The sequence below is a fragment of the Paenibacillus sp. NEAU-GSW1 genome, assembly GCF_009737085.1.
In the GTDB taxonomy this organism is placed as follows: Bacteria; Bacillota; Bacilli; order Paenibacillales; family Paenibacillaceae; genus Pristimantibacillus.
In genome coordinates, this window is sequence record NZ_WOVL01000032.1 from 1 (window position 1) to 16,888 (window position 16,888).

At 51.3% G+C, this 16,888-nt stretch carries 14 protein-coding genes; 6 read left to right on the top strand and 8 right to left on the bottom strand.

The annotated features are described in order from the left end of the window. On the top strand, positions 1-186 hold a 186-nt coding region (locus tag GOM71_RS24165; RefSeq protein WP_216651789.1), incomplete at its 5' end, for a hypothetical protein. Positions 187-329: 143 nt separating this feature from the next. On the opposite strand, the gene GOM71_RS20405 is transcribed toward GOM71_RS24165, so the two are convergent. The 5 genes from GOM71_RS20405 to GOM71_RS20425 all read right to left on the bottom strand — a co-directional run bounded on the left by GOM71_RS20405 (position 330) and on the right by GOM71_RS20425 (position 7,652). Further along, positions 330-1,907, bottom strand: a complete 1,578-nt coding sequence (locus GOM71_RS20405; RefSeq protein ID WP_173275852.1) for an ABC transporter substrate-binding protein — start codon at positions 1,905-1,907, stop codon at positions 330-332. Positions 1,908-1,961: 54 nt separating this feature from the next. After that, complete coding sequence (locus GOM71_RS20410) at positions 1,962-2,891, bottom strand: carbohydrate ABC transporter permease (protein WP_156284406.1); 930 nt, start codon at positions 2,889-2,891, stop codon at positions 1,962-1,964. Positions 2,892-2,969: 78 nt separating this feature from the next. After that, complete coding sequence (locus GOM71_RS20415; RefSeq protein WP_156284408.1) at positions 2,970-3,890, bottom strand: ABC transporter permease; 921 nt, start codon at positions 3,888-3,890, stop codon at positions 2,970-2,972. 402 nt (positions 3,891-4,292) lie between these two features. Then, a complete protein-coding gene (locus GOM71_RS20420) occupies positions 4,293-5,867 on the bottom strand; it encodes a response regulator (protein WP_156284409.1) in 1,575 nt (524 codons plus the stop codon). A gap of 45 nt (positions 5,868-5,912) precedes the next feature. Further along, the gene (locus GOM71_RS20425) at positions 5,913-7,652 is read right to left on the bottom strand and encodes a sensor histidine kinase (RefSeq protein ID WP_156284411.1); all 1,740 of its coding nucleotides are present in this window, start codon (positions 7,650-7,652) and stop codon (positions 5,913-5,915) included. Positions 7,653-7,917: 265 nt separating this feature from the next. Between GOM71_RS20425 and GOM71_RS20430 the strand changes: the two genes are divergently transcribed. The 3 genes from GOM71_RS20430 to GOM71_RS20440 are packed head-to-tail and all read left to right on the top strand — an operon-like array spanning position 7,918 to position 10,463. Next, positions 7,918-8,739 (top strand): prolipoprotein diacylglyceryl transferase, encoded by an 822-nt coding sequence (locus tag GOM71_RS20430; RefSeq protein ID WP_156284413.1) that lies wholly within the window; start codon positions 7,918-7,920, stop codon positions 8,737-8,739. Then, positions 8,723-10,156: a radical SAM protein gene (locus GOM71_RS20435; protein WP_156284415.1), complete on the top strand. Its 1,434-nt coding sequence runs from the start codon at positions 8,723-8,725 to the stop codon at positions 10,154-10,156. The genes GOM71_RS20430 and GOM71_RS20435 overlap by 17 nt, the downstream gene beginning before the upstream one ends. Next, positions 10,149-10,463: a hypothetical protein gene (locus GOM71_RS20440; RefSeq protein WP_156284417.1), complete on the top strand. Its 315-nt coding sequence runs from the start codon at positions 10,149-10,151 to the stop codon at positions 10,461-10,463. The genes GOM71_RS20435 and GOM71_RS20440 overlap by 8 nt, the downstream gene beginning before the upstream one ends. A gap of 77 nt (positions 10,464-10,540) precedes the next feature. On the opposite strand, the gene GOM71_RS20445 is transcribed toward GOM71_RS20440, so the two are convergent. The 3 genes from GOM71_RS20445 to GOM71_RS20455 all read right to left on the bottom strand — a co-directional run bounded on the left by GOM71_RS20445 (position 10,541) and on the right by GOM71_RS20455 (position 14,100). Next, complete coding sequence (locus GOM71_RS20445; RefSeq protein WP_156284419.1) at positions 10,541-11,212, bottom strand: YdeI/OmpD-associated family protein; 672 nt, start codon at positions 11,210-11,212, stop codon at positions 10,541-10,543. 91 nt (positions 11,213-11,303) lie between these two features. After that, entirely contained in the window at positions 11,304-12,443 is a 1,140-nt protein-coding gene (locus GOM71_RS20450; protein WP_367649725.1) for a glycerate kinase, read from the bottom strand. After that, entirely contained in the window at positions 12,421-14,100 is a 1,680-nt protein-coding gene (locus GOM71_RS20455; protein ID WP_367649726.1) for a M20/M25/M40 family metallo-hydrolase, read from the bottom strand. The genes GOM71_RS20450 and GOM71_RS20455 overlap by 23 nt, the downstream gene beginning before the upstream one ends. A 484-nt stretch (positions 14,101-14,584) precedes the next feature. Between GOM71_RS20455 and GOM71_RS20460 the strand changes: the two genes are divergently transcribed. After that, entirely contained in the window at positions 14,585-15,535 is a 951-nt protein-coding gene (locus GOM71_RS20460; protein WP_156284423.1) for an AraC family transcriptional regulator, read from the top strand. A 32-nt stretch (positions 15,536-15,567) separates the two neighbouring features. Further along, positions 15,568-16,713, top strand: a complete 1,146-nt coding sequence (locus tag GOM71_RS20465) for a GyrI-like domain-containing protein (RefSeq protein ID WP_156284425.1) — start codon at positions 15,568-15,570, stop codon at positions 16,711-16,713. Positions 16,714-16,888: the final 175 nt, after the last annotated feature.

Genomic DNA, 16,888 nt, shown 5'->3' on the forward strand with positions numbered 1-16,888 from the left:
GGGCAGACTAAGATCTTTAATCTCCCGCGCCTGCGCTTGGGCTACGCCCTCCAACCGAACAAACATCATATTCTTTATCCATCGTCCCGATGGATAATCTTACTACACAAACTACTTGACGTCACCCGATTTACGAATAATAACGCTGCCGCACAGCGTTATTCGATCACGCAGGCGCAACTTTGACGAAATAACACTGTCACGCAGCGTTATTTCGACCGAAACGAAAAAAGCTTCTGCGGCGCTATATGCCAAAAAGCGAGTAATCATAACCCGGAAGCAAAAAAACAGCGGAGCAGGATTGGATTCCTGCTCCGCTGTTTTTATTATTATTTTTGTGCTGCAAGGAACGCGTCGATTTGCGTTTGCAGTTCGGTTTGGATCTTGTCGATGCCGGCTGCGTCAAGCTGTTTGTTCAGCTCAGCCAAGCCTTTGTCGATGTCTTTGATTACGCCGTACTCGAGCGGAATCGCGTAGCGAAGCATAACGTTGCCCACGTTGGCAATTTCCGTTTTCACTTTGCTGTTGTCGAATACGAAAGTTTCCAGCTGGTAGTGGTAAACGCCAGCTTCCCAGCCTTTCACCAGATCGGAAGCCTCTTGCGGGAACGCCTCGTTGTCGCGGTTAAGCGGCGAGTTGAAGTTCCAGTTCGAGAAGCCGGTGTAGTTCGGGTTTTTCTCCAAAGCTTTGTATTTGTCGTCGCCAACCGGCTCGTAATGCATGCCGCTAACGCCGTACATCATCAGGTCATGCAGCTCTTTGTCGTTTTGCATCAGGTCGATGAACATCAGAGCGCGTTCTGGGTTTTTCGACGAAGCATGAACGGATGTACCGTTCTGCGTCGAGATTGCAACCGATTTTTTCTTGCCAACGTTAATGTCAGCCAGCGCCACTTCATATGGCGAGTTTTCTTGGCGCATCAGAGCCATCAAAGCGCCCAAAGTACCGTTGTTGTGCGTGATCGAAGCTGTTTTGCCCGCTTTGAAGTCCGCTTGGTGGTCGTTTTTGCTGTTCAGAACGTTTTTCGACCATGCGTTGTTGTCAGCCAGGTCTTTGTAGTAGACGAGCAAGTTTTTGAATTCTTCGGTTTCATAGACGTTGAATACTTTACCGCTTGCATCGTCAAGCTTGTAAGCGAAAGGCATATCCAGGTCGAACATATTCCATTCGTTTTGCTGCTTCAGCAATACGCGATCCAGGTTGTGGTATTTCCAGTCGCCTGTTTCCGGCGTGAAAGGCGCGATGCCTTTTTCGTTTGCTGCGATTGTTTTCAAGTACGTTGCATAAGCCTCAGGGCTGTCGATTGCCGGCAGATTGTACTTTTTGCGCAAGTCTTCACGGTACATGATCAGTTTTTCAACCGATTCGCCGCGGTTTTGCGGAACCATGTAGATTTTGCCGTTTACTTTCGTTTGATCCCAGCTTACTTGCGGCATAGCTTCGAACGTTTTTGGCATGTATTTCTTGATCATATCTTCCGTCAGTTCCAGGAAGCCGCCTTTAAGCGCTTGGTCGTTGTAGCCCGCCCAGTTTGCGGAGTAGATCAGGTCGAAATCTTCGTCAGCCGCCAGCTTCAGCGGATATTTTTGCGCCCAGTCGGACCAGTCAAGGAACTCGCCTTCTACGGTCGCATTAATTTTTTCTTTCAGCTTCTTGTTGAGCTCTGTAAATACAGCATCATAATCAACCGGTTTTGGTCCAACGAAGATCATTTTCAGCTTCACTTCTTTGGAAGTATCGATAGCTCCATCCGCCGCGCCTTCAGTAGCTGCAGGAGATGTCGTCGCTTCGGCATTGCCTTTGTTTTCAGGCTCTGTTGTCTTGTTATTGCCGCTTCCACATGCGCTGAGAATCATGACAAAAGTTAAAACAAGCGTCATCATCAGCAATCTGCTTTTCTTTTTCATATCCGGAACTTCCCCCTATGATATATTGATAAACCAGTTAAACTGGGTTCACCCTTAGCCTTTTACTGCGCCAATCGTCAAGCCTTGGACAAAATAGCGTTGTACGAACGGGTAAGCAAGCAGAATCGGTCCGGTCGCAACGACCGTCATCGCCATTTTCAAGCTTTCCGTCGGAATGCTCGTCGTTACGACGGCTCCCGCGCCCATCATCGCCTTGCGCATGCCGTCCATATTGCCCAGCATTTTGTACAAATAATATTGGAGCGGCATCAGCTTCTCGTCGTTGACGAAGAGCATTGCGTTGTACCAATCATTCCAGTAAGCAAGCGCGAGGAACAACCCGATAGTTGCAAGCGCAGGCTTGGCGAGCGGAAGAATCAATTGCGCGTAAATCCGAAAATCGCCCGCGCCGTCGATCTTAGCCGATTCAACGATCGCTTCGGGAATGCTGCTCATAAACGACTTCATAACGATGATGTAGAACACGTTGAGCACCATCGGAATGATGAGGGACAACGGTGTGTTCGTCATATGCAAGGTTTTGGTGATAAGCATGTACCAAGGAACCAAGCCGCCGTTGAACAGCGTTGTAAAGAAGAAGAAGAACGAGAAATGGTTGCGCCATTTAAAGTCTTTCCGGGAAAGCGCATAAGCTGTCATCGAAGTGAGGAACAGTCCAAGCGCTGTGCCGGCGACCGTAACGCCAATCGTGACAACATAAGCGTTGATCATTTCCTGAGGATATTTGAACAAAATTTTGAAAGCTTCGACCGAGAAATCTGCGGGAAAAAACTGATACCCTTTCACGACGATGGTCTCTTCGTTTGTTAACGAAGACGATAGGACCAGAATAAACGGCAGCAAGCAAAGTACGGTAAAAAGCGTCAGTACCACGTAACCGATGGCTGAGAACAGCCTCCGGTCTCCTTGCTTGCCGACCGATTTGACCTTTTGTTTGTTTAAGCTGATTTCGGTAGCACTCATAGCCGTAACCTCCAGTGAGAAAAACTTCTATCGTTGTTCATCCAAGATGATGGACCGCCTCTATGCGGCCTAATGCGTTTAGAATAACGCACGGTCTTTGTCGTAACGGCGAACCGCATAGTTGACGAGCATGATCGTCGCAAAGCCGAGAACCGATTGGAATACGCCTGCCGCAGCCGACATGCCGACATCGTTAGCTGTAATAAGCAACCGGAATACGAAGGTGTCGATGACATCTGTCGTCGAGAACAGAAGACCGTTGCTGCCGATCAAATTGTAGAACATGCCGAAGTCTCCGCGGAAAATGTTGCCGACCGCGAGCAGCACCAGAATAATAACCGTTGGCATCAGGTTCGGAATCGTTACTTTCCAAATCCGTTGGAAAATGTTCGCGCCGTCGATTTCCGCCGCCTCGTACATTTCCGTATCAATGCTCGTAATAGCGGCGAGGTACATCACCGTTCCGTAACCAAGGCTCTTCCATGCCGATACAAGAACGAGAATGTACGGCCAGTAGGAAGGCGTGTTGTATATGTCGATCGGCTCTGCTCCAACCGCCCTGAGCAGGACGTTTACGGTACCGATGTCGTAGTTGAGCAAGTTGTAGGCAATCGCGCCAACGACTACCCAGGAAATAAAGTAGGGCAGAAACATGATCGACTGCGTAATCTTTTTAAACCATTTGCCCCCGATCTCGAACAGCAGAATCGCGGCTAAAATTTGCAGTACATTGTTTACGATGATAAACGCGATATTGTACAGCGCCGTATTCCTTGTAACTTTCCACGCATCTCCCGATTCGAAGAAGAAGCGGAAGTTATCCAGCCCGTTCCACGGGCTGCCGAAAATACCGCCAACGTTATTGTAGTGTTTGAATGCAATGACAATGCCAGCCATCGGCACGTACGCAAATAGCAGGAAAAACAGTACTGCCGGCGCCAGCATCAGCAAAATGACTTTGTACTTCTTGATATCATTCCAAAATCCGCGAAGTATCATTGATGCTCCCCTCTCTCTTGTATCTCTCGTCGTCTGTTGTACTCTCATTATAAAAAGCGGAGAGCATCGGCATAATTAAGGGGAACAACTAAAAGTAATACTAATTCAACGATTAGGTTTATCTTTTGTGAATACATAGTTGACCTAAAAGCCTCCGAGGGCCTTACGACCGGCTTAAACAACAAAAAAGCCCGGGTTCATCACCCGGGCTCCCGCCGTTAAACGAATAAATGCAACCATAGTTCGCAGTGTAGAGAAGGTTGAGATGGAGGAGCGCAGCGTCTGCCTTTGTTTTCGAATTTCAACCTTGATTGTTCAAATTCAAGAAATTCGAAAACAACAGCAGCCGGAATCCAACCTACTCGCAACTGCGAACTACCCGTGCATTCTTATCGTTTAACGCTAAATTTTATTTTTCTTCCGATACTCGCCTGGTGACATGCCCATATGAAGTTTAAACTGGCGGTTAAAATAAATGATATTTTTGTACCCGACCTGCTCGGCAATCTCGTAAATTTTCTTGGTCGGATCGGCAAGCAGCTCGCACACCCGCTCCATGCGCAGGTCATTCAGAAAATCGCTGAACAGCGTATTTGTCTCCGCCTTGAACAGCTGGCCGAGATAATTCGGCGTGAAATCGAAATGCGCCGCCACTTCGTTCAGCGTTATTTTCTGATCCAGCCGCTCTTTGACGTAGCCCGTAATTTCGTCAATCAGCTTCCGCTTCTGCCGCTGCCGTTTCAAATAGAGCAGCTCCGACAGCTCGAAAAACCGCCGTCTCAGCCACGAAAGAATGTCATGGACCGTCTCGAACTGGAACAAAATGAACGGTTGATGCGATTCCCATTTCAATATCTCATACAAATGCTCGTTCATCTGCTGCAGGTCGGCATGCAGCTTGGATGTGATCCGAATGATCAGATCATAAATATCGTTTTTCTGCGTCAGCGGGCTGTCGCCGTTAAAGAGCTGCAGCAGACAGTCGTCTATTGTCGTCAAGTCATATTCGAGCATCGCCTGCAGCATCCGGTCGACGGTCTGCTCGACGTTAGCGGCGATTCGCTCCTTCGGCGTCCATTCGGACGTATCCTCGATCAGCCTGTTTTTGCCCAAAATCCATTTGATGCTCAGCGCCGCTTGCGCCTGCCGGTAGGAATCATGCAGCTTGTCCATCTCGCTCGTGTACATGCCGGTTCCGATCGTAATGGTGAAGGAGAACGTCTCATAGAACGCCTTGATCAGTTCCTCGAGCAGCGCTTTGAAATACTCCTCCTGCACCGTCGCCAGCACGACAAAATGGAAGTCATAGCTGGTCATCACCGTGCCCAGCTTGCGGTCCTGCGCGAACTGGCGGATGTATTGATTAATGCTGGCCGTCAGCGCTCTGCGCTCCTCTTCATCCCGGTCTTTCAGCTTCCATGCCATGTCGTCGAGCTCGATTATCGCAACCGCCGACCCTCCCTTCAAGAGCGGCTCCAGAAAGTGATGGATATGCAATTCGACTTCTCCCGGCGCCGGCTCATTGAACCAACGGAGCAACAGCTCCTGATTCACAAGCGACAGCGTCTCCGTCAGCGAGACATGCTGCTTGCGCTCCTTCTCGATCTTCGTGCAGTGCCCGATCAGAAGCTCGTTCAGCTCGTTATCGTCGACCGGCTTGAGCAAATAGCCCGACGCGTTCAGCTGAATCGCTTCCTTGGCGTAGCTGAAATCCTGATGCCCGCTAATAAAAATAATATGCACGCCAGGATTAATCTCCTTCGCCTTGCGCGCAAACTCCATGCCGGTCATAATCGGCATCCGGATATCCGACAGAATGAGATCGATCCGCTGCTGCTCCATCATTTTCAACGCGGCAAACCCGCTTGTCGCCGTTACTACGCTGTTCGGAGGCAGCTGATCATTGCCCGCCACCCGTCGCCGCAGCCACTCCAAATCTATCGCTTCATCGTCTACCAACAGAATACTTATGTCCATCCCTGCTGCCTCCTTGCATCAAGCTCAAAGTCACACCTCTTAACCCTATCCGTCTTCCCGCAGCTCTGCGTTATCGACCGGAAGCACAAGCTGAACGGTCGTTCCCGCCCCGTAGTGGCTGCCGATCTGGATGCCGAAATCTTTGCCGTATCTCAGCTTGATTCGCTCTTCCACGTTTCGCAGGCCGTAGCCGTCCGACGATTGGCTGACGTTCGAGCTGAGCCGCATTCTCCGCAGCGTTTCCGGGCGCATGCCGATGCCGGTGTCGATGACCTTTAATTCAATCCGGTCGCCCAGCCGTTTACCCGTAATGCGAATGGCGATCGTGTCGCCGAACCAAGCGTGTTTAAAAATATTTTCAACAAACGGCTGTAAAATAAGCTTAATAACCGGAATTTGCAATATATCAGGATCGATATCAAAATAAACCTGAAACGCGTCGGCGTATTTTACCCGTTGAATATCCAAATACGACTCGACCTGCTCGAGTTCTTTTTCCAGCGAAATATAAACTTGCCCTTCATTCAGCGTGAGCCGGTAGAACTTGGACAGTCCTTGCACCATCGTCGTAACCTTCTGAACTTCCCCAAGGTTAGCCAAACTGCCGATCGTCGACAGCGTGTTGTAGAGGAAATGCGGGCTAATCTGCGCTTGCAGCACATCAAGCTCCGCTTGTTTCTTCTGAATCCCCTGCTCGTAGACGTCCCGGATCAGCTCCTGAATGCTGGTTGCCATCCGGTTAAAGGCGTTAGCGATATGGACGAATTCGTCGTTGCCGGAGAAGCCGATCCTTTTATGAAAATTGCCCTCTTGGAAGGAGCGAACCAAGGTCACGATTCGTTTAATCTTTTTCCCCGACAAGCTGGCTATCATATAGCCTATTAAAGCCATAACAAGGAAGCTGATCAAGCAAACCGTAAAGATGGCTTGCTGCATCTTGCTGGCATCCTTATTCAAATAAGCGTGCGGCACCCACGTCTCGATCACGTGATTGGTGCCGGGGATGCTCTCGCTGAGAACGAGATAAGAGTCTTCCTCCGCGCTTTGATCGACGGCTCCCCGCTCGTACAAGGTTATGCCGGAAGCCATATCCATCAATCTCAGGCTGATCCCCTGCTCGATCGGAAACGCGTCGAAATTGCCGAGCAGCTCATCGAAACGCGCCGTCACCCGAACATAGCCGATCACCGACGAAACGCCGTTCGAAGAAACGAGCTTGCGGAAATAGGAAATGTTATCGAGCTTGTCATCGGTATCGATCTGCATCCACAAGCTGTCTTTGTTCAAGCTGACGATGTCATGGAACCATTCACTGTTCTCGATGCTATGCTGAGACAGCAAATAATAATCGCTTCTTTCAATCGGCATGGACATATCGTCGCCGGTCACTTCGTACATGCTGTCGTTTACCATGTAGAGCGTTAAGCGAAGCTTGTTCCCGTACAGCTGAAGAGGCGCTTTCATCTGAGGAATCATATCGTCCCGCATCTTTAGCATGTTCTCCAGCGGCTCTCCCTTAAACTGCAGCGCGCTCTGAAACGTGCCGCTGTTGAACAGCGTGTTCGCAATTCGTTTAATCTCTTCCATCTGATATTCGATGTTGCTGCGGGTCTGCTTCATCGCCGTCCGAATGTTCGTCTCCGCCAGCTCGGTTCGCGACTGAATGAGCATCGTATAAGAAATGTATCCGATGAGCATATCGGTCAATAGGACAAGCACGAGATACGGAATCATCATTTTGTACGTGAACGGTATATACATTTTGTTCGGAAGTCGTTTTCTCATTCGCTTGCTCCCCTTATGGACGATCCGTTGCAACGATTGTCGAATATTATTTCTATCCTCTTATAGTAAGAACTATTGCGCCTTTTGTCATTATCTTGTTAAACGGCCATACAAGGTGAATTCACACATAATCAGCAGAAAATGGATGAAAGCATATACTTTTGAGAGGATAATGGCCTTTCCAGAGCGAATATAGCGAAGGCAAGCAGAACCGGCTTCGCCTTCCTTTATTTAAATAAAAATCCATACATGACTGGAGATTGCCATGACCTTCCCCGTTTGGATTAATCTCGGCTTCGCAACGCTGCACCCTCATGCCGTATTCGAAGCGCTGGCCTATTTTATCGGCTTTCGTGTCTACCTTTACACGCGCAGCAAAGAAAAACTCCCCATTGATAAAGGAATGTGGGTGATCGTCGGAGCCATATTAGGCGCCGCTATCGGATCTAAAATGCTGTACTGGTTTGAAGATCCGCTGAAAACCATCGAGAACTGGAACAGCTACGCCTACATGATGGAGGGCAAAACGATTGTCGGCGGTCTGCTCGGCGGGCTGATCGGCGTTGAGCTGACGAAGAAACGCATCGGCATTACCCGTTCTACCGGCGACGATATGGCGCTGCCGATCATCGTCGGCATGGTGATCGGGCGCATCGGCTGCTTCTTAACCGGCCTGGACGACCACACCTACGGAACGTCAACCGATTGGATCACCGGTGTCGACTTCGGTGACGGCATCCCGCGCCATCCCGCACAGCTGTACGAAATCGTCTATTTGCTTGCGCTCGGAGGCTTGCTTTTGAGCTGGAAGCTGCGAACAAGAAAACAAGCGATTTCACGCAATCGAAATAGTAGGCCTGCATTGCCCGACGGAGCGGTTTTTCAGCTTTTTATGACCGGATACCTCGCTTTTCGGCTGCTTATTGACTTCATTAAACCAACGCCGCATCCCTATCTGGGACTGAACAATATTCAGCTGGCTTGTTTGGCAGGACTGATCTATTATTTCGTTCTGATCAGCAGATGGCTCGGACAATCGCAACGCATCCAAAAGGAGGAACTGACCCGCTATGCCGACGAAAAATAGACCTTATATCTTCTACGAGCTGACAAACAGCATATGCTCGAAGTGTCTGCGCAAAGTGGAAGCGAAAGTTATTATTGAGGACGATCACGTTTTTCTGCTCAAATATTGCGGGCAGCACGGACGCGAGAAGGTGCTTATCGCCAGCGACGCCGCCTATTATAAAAAGTGCCGGGAATTTCTAAAGCCGGCGGAAATGCCGCAGCATTGGAATACGCCGATCCGCTATGGCTGTCCGTACGACTGCGGCCTATGTCCCGACCACGAGCAGCACAGCTGCCTCACGCTGCTGGAGGTTACCGACCGCTGCAATCTGCAATGCCCGATCTGCTACGCGGAATCATCTCCGCATAGCGGTACTTGGCGGTCGCTGGAGCAAATCGAGTTTATGCTCGATGCCATTGTCCGCAACGAAGAAGAGCCGGATATTGTGCAGATCAGCGGCGGCGAGCCGACGATTCACCCGCAGTTCTTCGATATACTTGATCTCGCCAAGTCCCGGCCGATTAAGCATATTATGGTCAATACGAATGGCCTTCGGATTGCGCAGGACCGCAATTTCGTCAAACGGCTCGCGGAATATATGCCTGGCTTTGAAATTTACTTGCAGTTCGACAGCTTTCAAGAAGAAACGCTTCGCGAACTGCGCGGCGTCGACCTGCGCGATGTCCGCCGCAAAGCTTTGGAGCATTTAAACGAGTTCAACATTTCCACCACCCTCGTCGTCACGCTCAAAAAAGGGCTGAACGATCACGAAATCGGCGATATTATTCAATTCGGCCTTAAGCAGCCTGCCGTTCGCGGCGTCACCTTCCAGCCGATCCAGGCGGCGGGGCGTCTTGAAGATTTCGATCCGGCCAAAGACCGCCTTACGTTGAGCGAAGTGCGGCAAAGCATTATCGATCAATCCGGGGTGTTCCGCCCCGAGGACATTATCCCGGTGCCCTGCCACCCTGATTGCTTGGCGATGGGCTACGCCCTCAAGCTCGGAGGCGAAGCGATTCCGCTCACGGGGCTCATGGACCCGCAAATCCTTCTCGAGGGCGGCCGCAACACGATCGTATTCGAGCAGGATCAAACGCTGAAATCGAAAATATTCGAGCTGTTCTCGACCGCGCATTCCCCGGCATCCTCAGCGCTTTCGTTGAAAAACTTGCTGTGCTGCCTGCCGATGGTTTCCGTGCCGGACCATATCAGCTACGACAACGTCTTCCGCGTAATTATCATGCAGTTTCTGGACCCGTACAATTTCGATGTGCGCTCCGTCAAAAAATCATGCGTCCATATCGCGCATCCCGACGGGCGAATCATACCGTTCGACACTTACAATATGTTCTACCGTACTGCCGAGCAGGAGAAGAGGCTTGCCGAGCTGCAGCTGGAATATGACATGAGACCGGGAGGTGCCGTTCATGAGTGAGAATGATGAGTTTCATCGACCGGATGGAGAGCAAGAGCAGGCTCCGCCAAAGAAGCCTGCCAAGCATATTGGACAAGTGCTGATAGGCATGGGGCTGCTTACGCTGATGCATTTGCTCTTGTTCTTTTTGCCGGTGCTTTTCTTTTTTATCGGCGTCATTCAGATTGTCTATCTGCTTCCCGCTATTGTCTTATTGCGCAAGAAAACCGGTATCGTGCAAGGCTTACTCATCGGCGCAGGCATTACCTTCCTGCTGAACGCCGCCTGCTTCGGGCTTGTTATAACCGGGAACTTCTCGTTTTTCTAATTCAACATCTGCTGCAACATGAACTAAGGGGTGCTCGATTAAGCCATGCGACGGCTTAATCGAGCACCCCTTAGTTTCTAGGCTTGATTCTGGCGATACAGCTCACGGCTCTTATAGCCCGCTTGAAGAATCTGCTTCATCTCTTCGCGCCTTTTGTCCTGCGTTTCCTCCTGCTTGGCGCTGTACACATACCGTGCCCAATCCTTGCGATAACCCGGCGTCAGCGCTTGGTAGATGGCAAGCAACGCTGGCTCGTCCGCCAAATCCGCTTCGATGTTCGGAATCAAGGCGACATAGTCGTCCACACGCTGGCTCGCTTTTGAGGACGTTTTATGTTTACCCGCCGCATCCTCTTTGAAGCCGACAACGGTAAAAACATCATCGAGCCCGACCATCCGCGCAAACTTAATCGAGCTTGCCCCAACATAGCCTTCCTCATCGCTGCCGAGGCCTTCCATCAGCTCGTCGCGGTGGATAAAGGTATCGTACACTTTGTTGCCTTTTTTCGGATACGCGGCAAACAAGTATCCGCCTTTGTTCAAGCGCTCTTCGGATATGACCCGATTGACGAGTCCCTTAAGCGACTCCATATCCAGGACGAAAGTGAAAATCAGATCGTATCCCCCGTCCTTGAGCGCTGTGTCGAACCCCTCCAGCCCCGACAAGCTGTCGTTTCCGGCAGGCAAATCGAGCACTGCCTTCCGGCTGAACTTCTGCAAGCCGAGCTTTTCCACAACCGATTTCGACATTCGCCACACTCCTCATCTTTGCGAGACCGCGTCTTCTCACGTTACTTTGCTAGTATCCATTATAGCCGATTGAAGGGACAAGCATAAACGGTCATCTGCAGCAGCTAAAAATCCGCATTACCTGTTCACCTGCCTGCTCCAGCAGCGGCTCCGACTGCTCCACCGCTTCTTCCAACGACATCGGACGATTGACGATGCTGACAACCGCCGATACGCCTTGTTCATATAAAGCATCGATCCCTTCGCCGATCGAACCGGCAACGACGATGACAGGTATGCCATACGCCTTGGCTATGCGGGCTACTCCGCAAGGCGCCTTGCCCTGGGCCGTCTGACGGTCAACCTGCCCTTCGCCGGTGATGACGAGGTCAGCTCCTTGAATCGCTTCCTCCAGCTTCGTCACACCGGCAACAATCGACACCCCCGATGCCAACTCTCCGCGCAAAAAGGCCATAATACCGCCGGACAATCCTCCAGCCGCGCCGGCCCCCGGCACATCGTGAATGGCGATGCCCGTCGCTTCGTGAATAAGATCGGCAAAATGCCGGAGGTTGCAGTCGAGCTGCCGGGCCATTTCCGGCGTCGCTCCTTTCTGCGGTCCAAACACAGCTGATGCGCCGTTAGAACCGACAAAGGGATTGTCCACATCGCAGGCGACAGTAAATTGACATTCCGCAAGGCGAGGATCCATACTCTCCAAGCCAATGCTCGCAAGATCGCTCAAGCTGCCGCCGCCATAGCCGATCTGTTGTCCATCGGCATCAAGCAGCTGCGCGCCGAGCGCCTGCAGCATCCCCGCTCCTCCGTCATTCGTAGCGCTGCCGCCAAGCGCCATAATAAAGCGGCGGCAGCCCGTATCGAGCGCAGCCTTCATTAACTGACCGACGCCGTATGTCGTCGTCAGGAGCGGATTGCGTTCATGCCGCTTTAATAAATAAAGTCCGGATGCCTTGGCCATTTCAATGACACAGGTGATACCTGCGCCATTATCCAGCAGGCCGAAGCCCGCTTCGATCGCGCGGCCCAACGGATCTTGAACAGGGACGCGCATCACGCGTCCCTGCGCCGCGTCGACCAAGCATTCCATCGTCCCTTCGCCGCCGTCCGCCATCGGAATGACTGTAACGCCGCTGTCGGGACAGGCTTTGCGGACGCCTCTGGCCAGCGCTTGCCCGACTTGCTGCGCTGAAAGGCTGCCCTTGAATTTATCAGGCGCGATGACTATGTTCACGATATGCCAATCCTTCCTTTCGCTCCTTAAACGCGGCGGCGCACCCAATCGGGAAAATTAAAGTGAATGCGAACGCGGCAATCGTAACGATCGCTGCGGCCATTTGCATCGTCATCATCATGTAAATCAGATAACAAATTGGAGTGAGCATCATAAGCCCCGGTGCGGCAAACAGCGCCGATAACCAGGTTGACGCCGCCTTCTTCGCATTCGTTCGCAACGAAATATTCAAGCCTGCAAGACTAAATAATAACGGCCATGTAAACAAGTAGCTGCCACCCGGCAAATAGAAGGTCGTCCCTGCGCAAAGGACCAGCCAGAGCAGCAACGCTCCCATCCAAATATTCTCCGCGCGCGCATACCGCGACAGCCAGCGAATGAGCAGAAAAACGATAAGGGCGGCCAGCAGCAGAAAACCGAACAGTGCGTATAGGCTGATCTGCGGATCCAGTATCATCCGTCTGTATTGTTGAATAGGCACATTGGAACGCGCAACGCCCCATATGAGCATTACTGCGCCGAACACGAGACCCAAGCTAAGAAGCGTCAATGCAAAGCCTCCCGCCGTTCCCTTAAGGGTCAATTTGCGCTGGCGCAAGCCATGAACCAAGGTTGCGATAAACAGCAGCGCTGCCAGGATCGCAAACCATTTCGCCCATGAAACCGGATAGCTTGCCATTTTCCAGCCAAACACATTGAAATAGACGCGATCCTCTTGCTTCAAGTGCTGCCCCTTCAAATCCATATTGCCGAAATGCCGGGTCAAATTAAGCATATACTCTCCATGATGCTGGAGACTGCCGCGGTCAAGATTTTCCGGCGTATCGATCATTTTGTGATAGGCGTTGACTCCCATTCCGAAGGCAAAATTCATCCCATGCAAGCCCCCCTCTTTAAATACCGTCAAATCGGTGTCATTGGGCATGATCTTATATACATTATAAATAAGCGAGTATGCGATCGGTTGCGGCGCCGCCTTCATCAATTGCTGTACGAGCCAGCCGTTCTGCTCGCTCGTCTCGAACATTAAAGATGGCCCCTTATTTCCTCTCGCTTCGAAATTCAAAACAATGGCAGGCTCTTTCGCCCAGGGATGATTGGAAATAAACGCTTTTGCCCCGTACAGCCCCATCTCCTCGCCGTCTGTCATGAGCAAAATGAGATCATTCTTCAGCGGCCCTGACGCTTGAATGGCACGAACCGTTTCCAGCATTGCGGCAATTGCCGCTCCGTCATCCGCCGCTCCAGGGCCTCCCGCAACAGAATCATAATGCGCTGCGATCATCAGCGCTTGGCTGTTGCTAGTGCCCGGCATGCGAGCCACAATATTCTCGAGTTTACCCGAGGCTTGAATCGTTGGCTCGAGCCCCAGAGCCGTCAATTCCGAAAGGAGGTAATCGCGCACGGCATCATGCGCAAGCGAGCCGACGGGATGCGGCTCCTTGGCGATAGCCTCCAGCTTCTCCATCGCGCGTTCAGCCGAGAAGCGATCCGGGGCCGCGTCTGCATCCGCGACCTGCGGCGTCCGAATTTGCAGCAGCCCGAGCAGAATTGCTCCAACGATAACGAGGGGTATGCCGATGGCTTGCAACCATTTCGAATAAACAACCGTTGTGCCGGATTGCGGTACATTGAACGTTGAAGCCGGTTTGCTCACTATGATCACTCCATTTTCCGAACCAAAATGTCAATCTCCACCATTATATCGCAATTGCCTCGTATGTATATATTTGTAAAATGGCGCTTTCCCCTCGTTCGGGACATCCCTTTCGCTCAAGCTTCACACGTTGCGAGCTGCGTCACTGTACATATAGCGAACCCGCTGCGCTATATTGCGAAGTCAATTTCGCTATTGAAGTCTGTTTCGCGCCGGCTGCTGACGACAGCGAACCGATTTTCGCAACTCGTGAACCGAAGTTCGCTAATAGCGTATCCCGCTTCGCTACTGACCCGAACTGTGGCCAAAACCGCCGCGATAGCGCACTTGTATTCGCTAATTTGCCAACCTGCTTCGCTGCACGCTAAACGCGCTCACGCGCTTCACCCCCAACCGCGGCAATAGCTGATTTTTTGAAAATAAAGGAAGGGAAGCCTCCGCTGTTTGTCGAATAGTATCGACAAATAAACAGTCGGAGGCTTCTATGATCGGTAATGATGGGGATCAATCGTTGAATCAGCAAACGGCCATCTTTCATGTCATGCACTATATTGACGGCAATATTCATAACAAACTGAGCTTGAACGAGCTTGCCTCCATCGTCTCTTACTCCCCTTATCATCTTCATCGTCTGTTTAAGTCTGTAACCGGCGTCAACCTCAACGCATATATCGCCAACTATCGCCTGCAGAAGGTTACCCGTTACTTGCAATGGCATCCCCATCTTTCGCTAACGGCAATTGCCGAACAGTGCGGCTTCTCCTCCCTAAACGACCTATCGCGAAAATATAAAGCTTTCTGCGGCCAAACGGCCACACAAGTACGTGAATTCTATTCGCAAAACCGCAAGATTTGTATAATGGACCGCAATATTTCCGAGAGATATTTCAACGTAAATTATTACAATGAAATTCAGGGGGACGGCCGCTCCCTGTTGAAAGAGAATCGCAGCTTGAAAGTGACTGTAAAAATGCTGCCTCAATACCGTTCAGCCTACATTCCTCTGCTCGGCAGCCATGCGCAATCCAGCTTTCAGAACCAGCTCAGGCACGCCTTTCAACGGCTTGCCGCTGCGGCGAGCCGCCGAAACACGTTTCCCTTTCAACGTCTGCTAATCGGAAAAGTCCATTATGAAACCGACATGAGCGAGAGTGTCTTGAATTGGCGGTACGATGCCTGCGTAACCCTTCCGCAGGACTGGCCCGCAGACGATCTGCCAATGACGGAAATACCCGGCGGCAGCTATGCGGTGCTTCGTATCGATAACGATCCTATCCATAAGAAAAGCGTTCTTGACGCCTTTTATCAAGAATGGCTGCCTGACAGCGGGCATCAGCTGAGCGACTTGCCTTGCCTGGAGGTGTTCGGTTCCTGTGCCGCTTTTCAAAACGGGATTCCTGCCTATGTCGATTATTGCATTCCGCTGCTTGATTAATTTGCCGTTCAAAAGAAAGGAGCCAGCAATAGATGAGTGCTGCGAAAAACAACGCCCCGGCCATCGTGCTTACCTCATCGCCAGCCCGCAAGCTTTATGGCATGCAGATCCATACGACCTTCGAAGAGGACCATAAACAACAAACAGCAGGCCGGCTGGCCGGACAAGTATATGAGTGGAGACACAATCACTTCAACGACAATCGGCCGATATATTTAATTTCGTTCTTTCCCGAAGACTTCGAGCCTTCGATGCGGTTTACCGTTTTTGGCGGAGTGGAGCTGCAAGAAGGCGAAGCCGCGCCGGAAGCGATGGCGGTACGAGATTTGCCTGAGCTTCAGCTTGCCGTCGTCACCCATAAGGGCCCAATCTCCCGCATCAAGCAAACGTATGATTATTTTCTGAAACGGTGGCAGCCCCAGTCCGATTACAACCTGTCCCATCCGTTCAACTATCAGCTGTATACCGATAAGTTTAAAGGCGTGAACGAACCGGATTCGGAGCTTGAGCTTTATTTTCCGGTTGTCCTCCGCAAGGAACAGCAAGTCATGCTCCCTGCATCCGTGCCTTCGCTGCAATTCGACGGCGGCCAGATCGATGTGCTGTGGGATCATCATGAGAACGCCATTGAATGGTACACACGCCATTTCAATTGGCAAGCGCAGCCTACTTACGATTGGAGACAGGATGAAGAAGCCGACGAGGAAAAAATAACGCAGCTCTCCTTCGGCACCTGGCTGAAATCGGTTCGCACCAGCAATAAGCTTCGCCACCTCTTTGCCGATCGCGGAGGCCCAGACCCGTCTGTTCGATGGTGCTGGAACACGAAGGATATTGCGGAGGCCCATCGGCATTTTGCCGACAGCGGCGTTCGCATATCGGAAATCTATCCCGGTCCCGGAGACCGTCATTATCTCGATCTATGGGCTTGGGAAGGCACTCGCCTTACCGTATGCGGCTGGCCGGAATTGGAGGAGGCAGACGGAGCGCTGCTTACTCCGGGCTGGGTGCGAATCGGCGTTTCCAATCTGGAGAACGCCCGCGAATGGTACCGGAAGTTTGTCGGCATGGACATCGTCGAAGCGGATGCGGACAAGCCATGGTCATTAATGAGGCTTGGCCTTGAGCATCATCATGGCCGCTCGCTGTGGTGGCTGGAACCCTGCCAGTTTGCTTAAATCAACAATGAGCGTTAAAACAGAGCATAGTGAAAAAGGAAGAAAAAATTAGAACTAATCGGTATTTTTGAATAGAAAAAGACGTGCCAATTGGCACGTCAAACCCATTGTCATTTAAACCTCTTGCACCTCAAAACGGAACCCGTTACCCCTATCCGGCAGCCTGCTTCGTTTC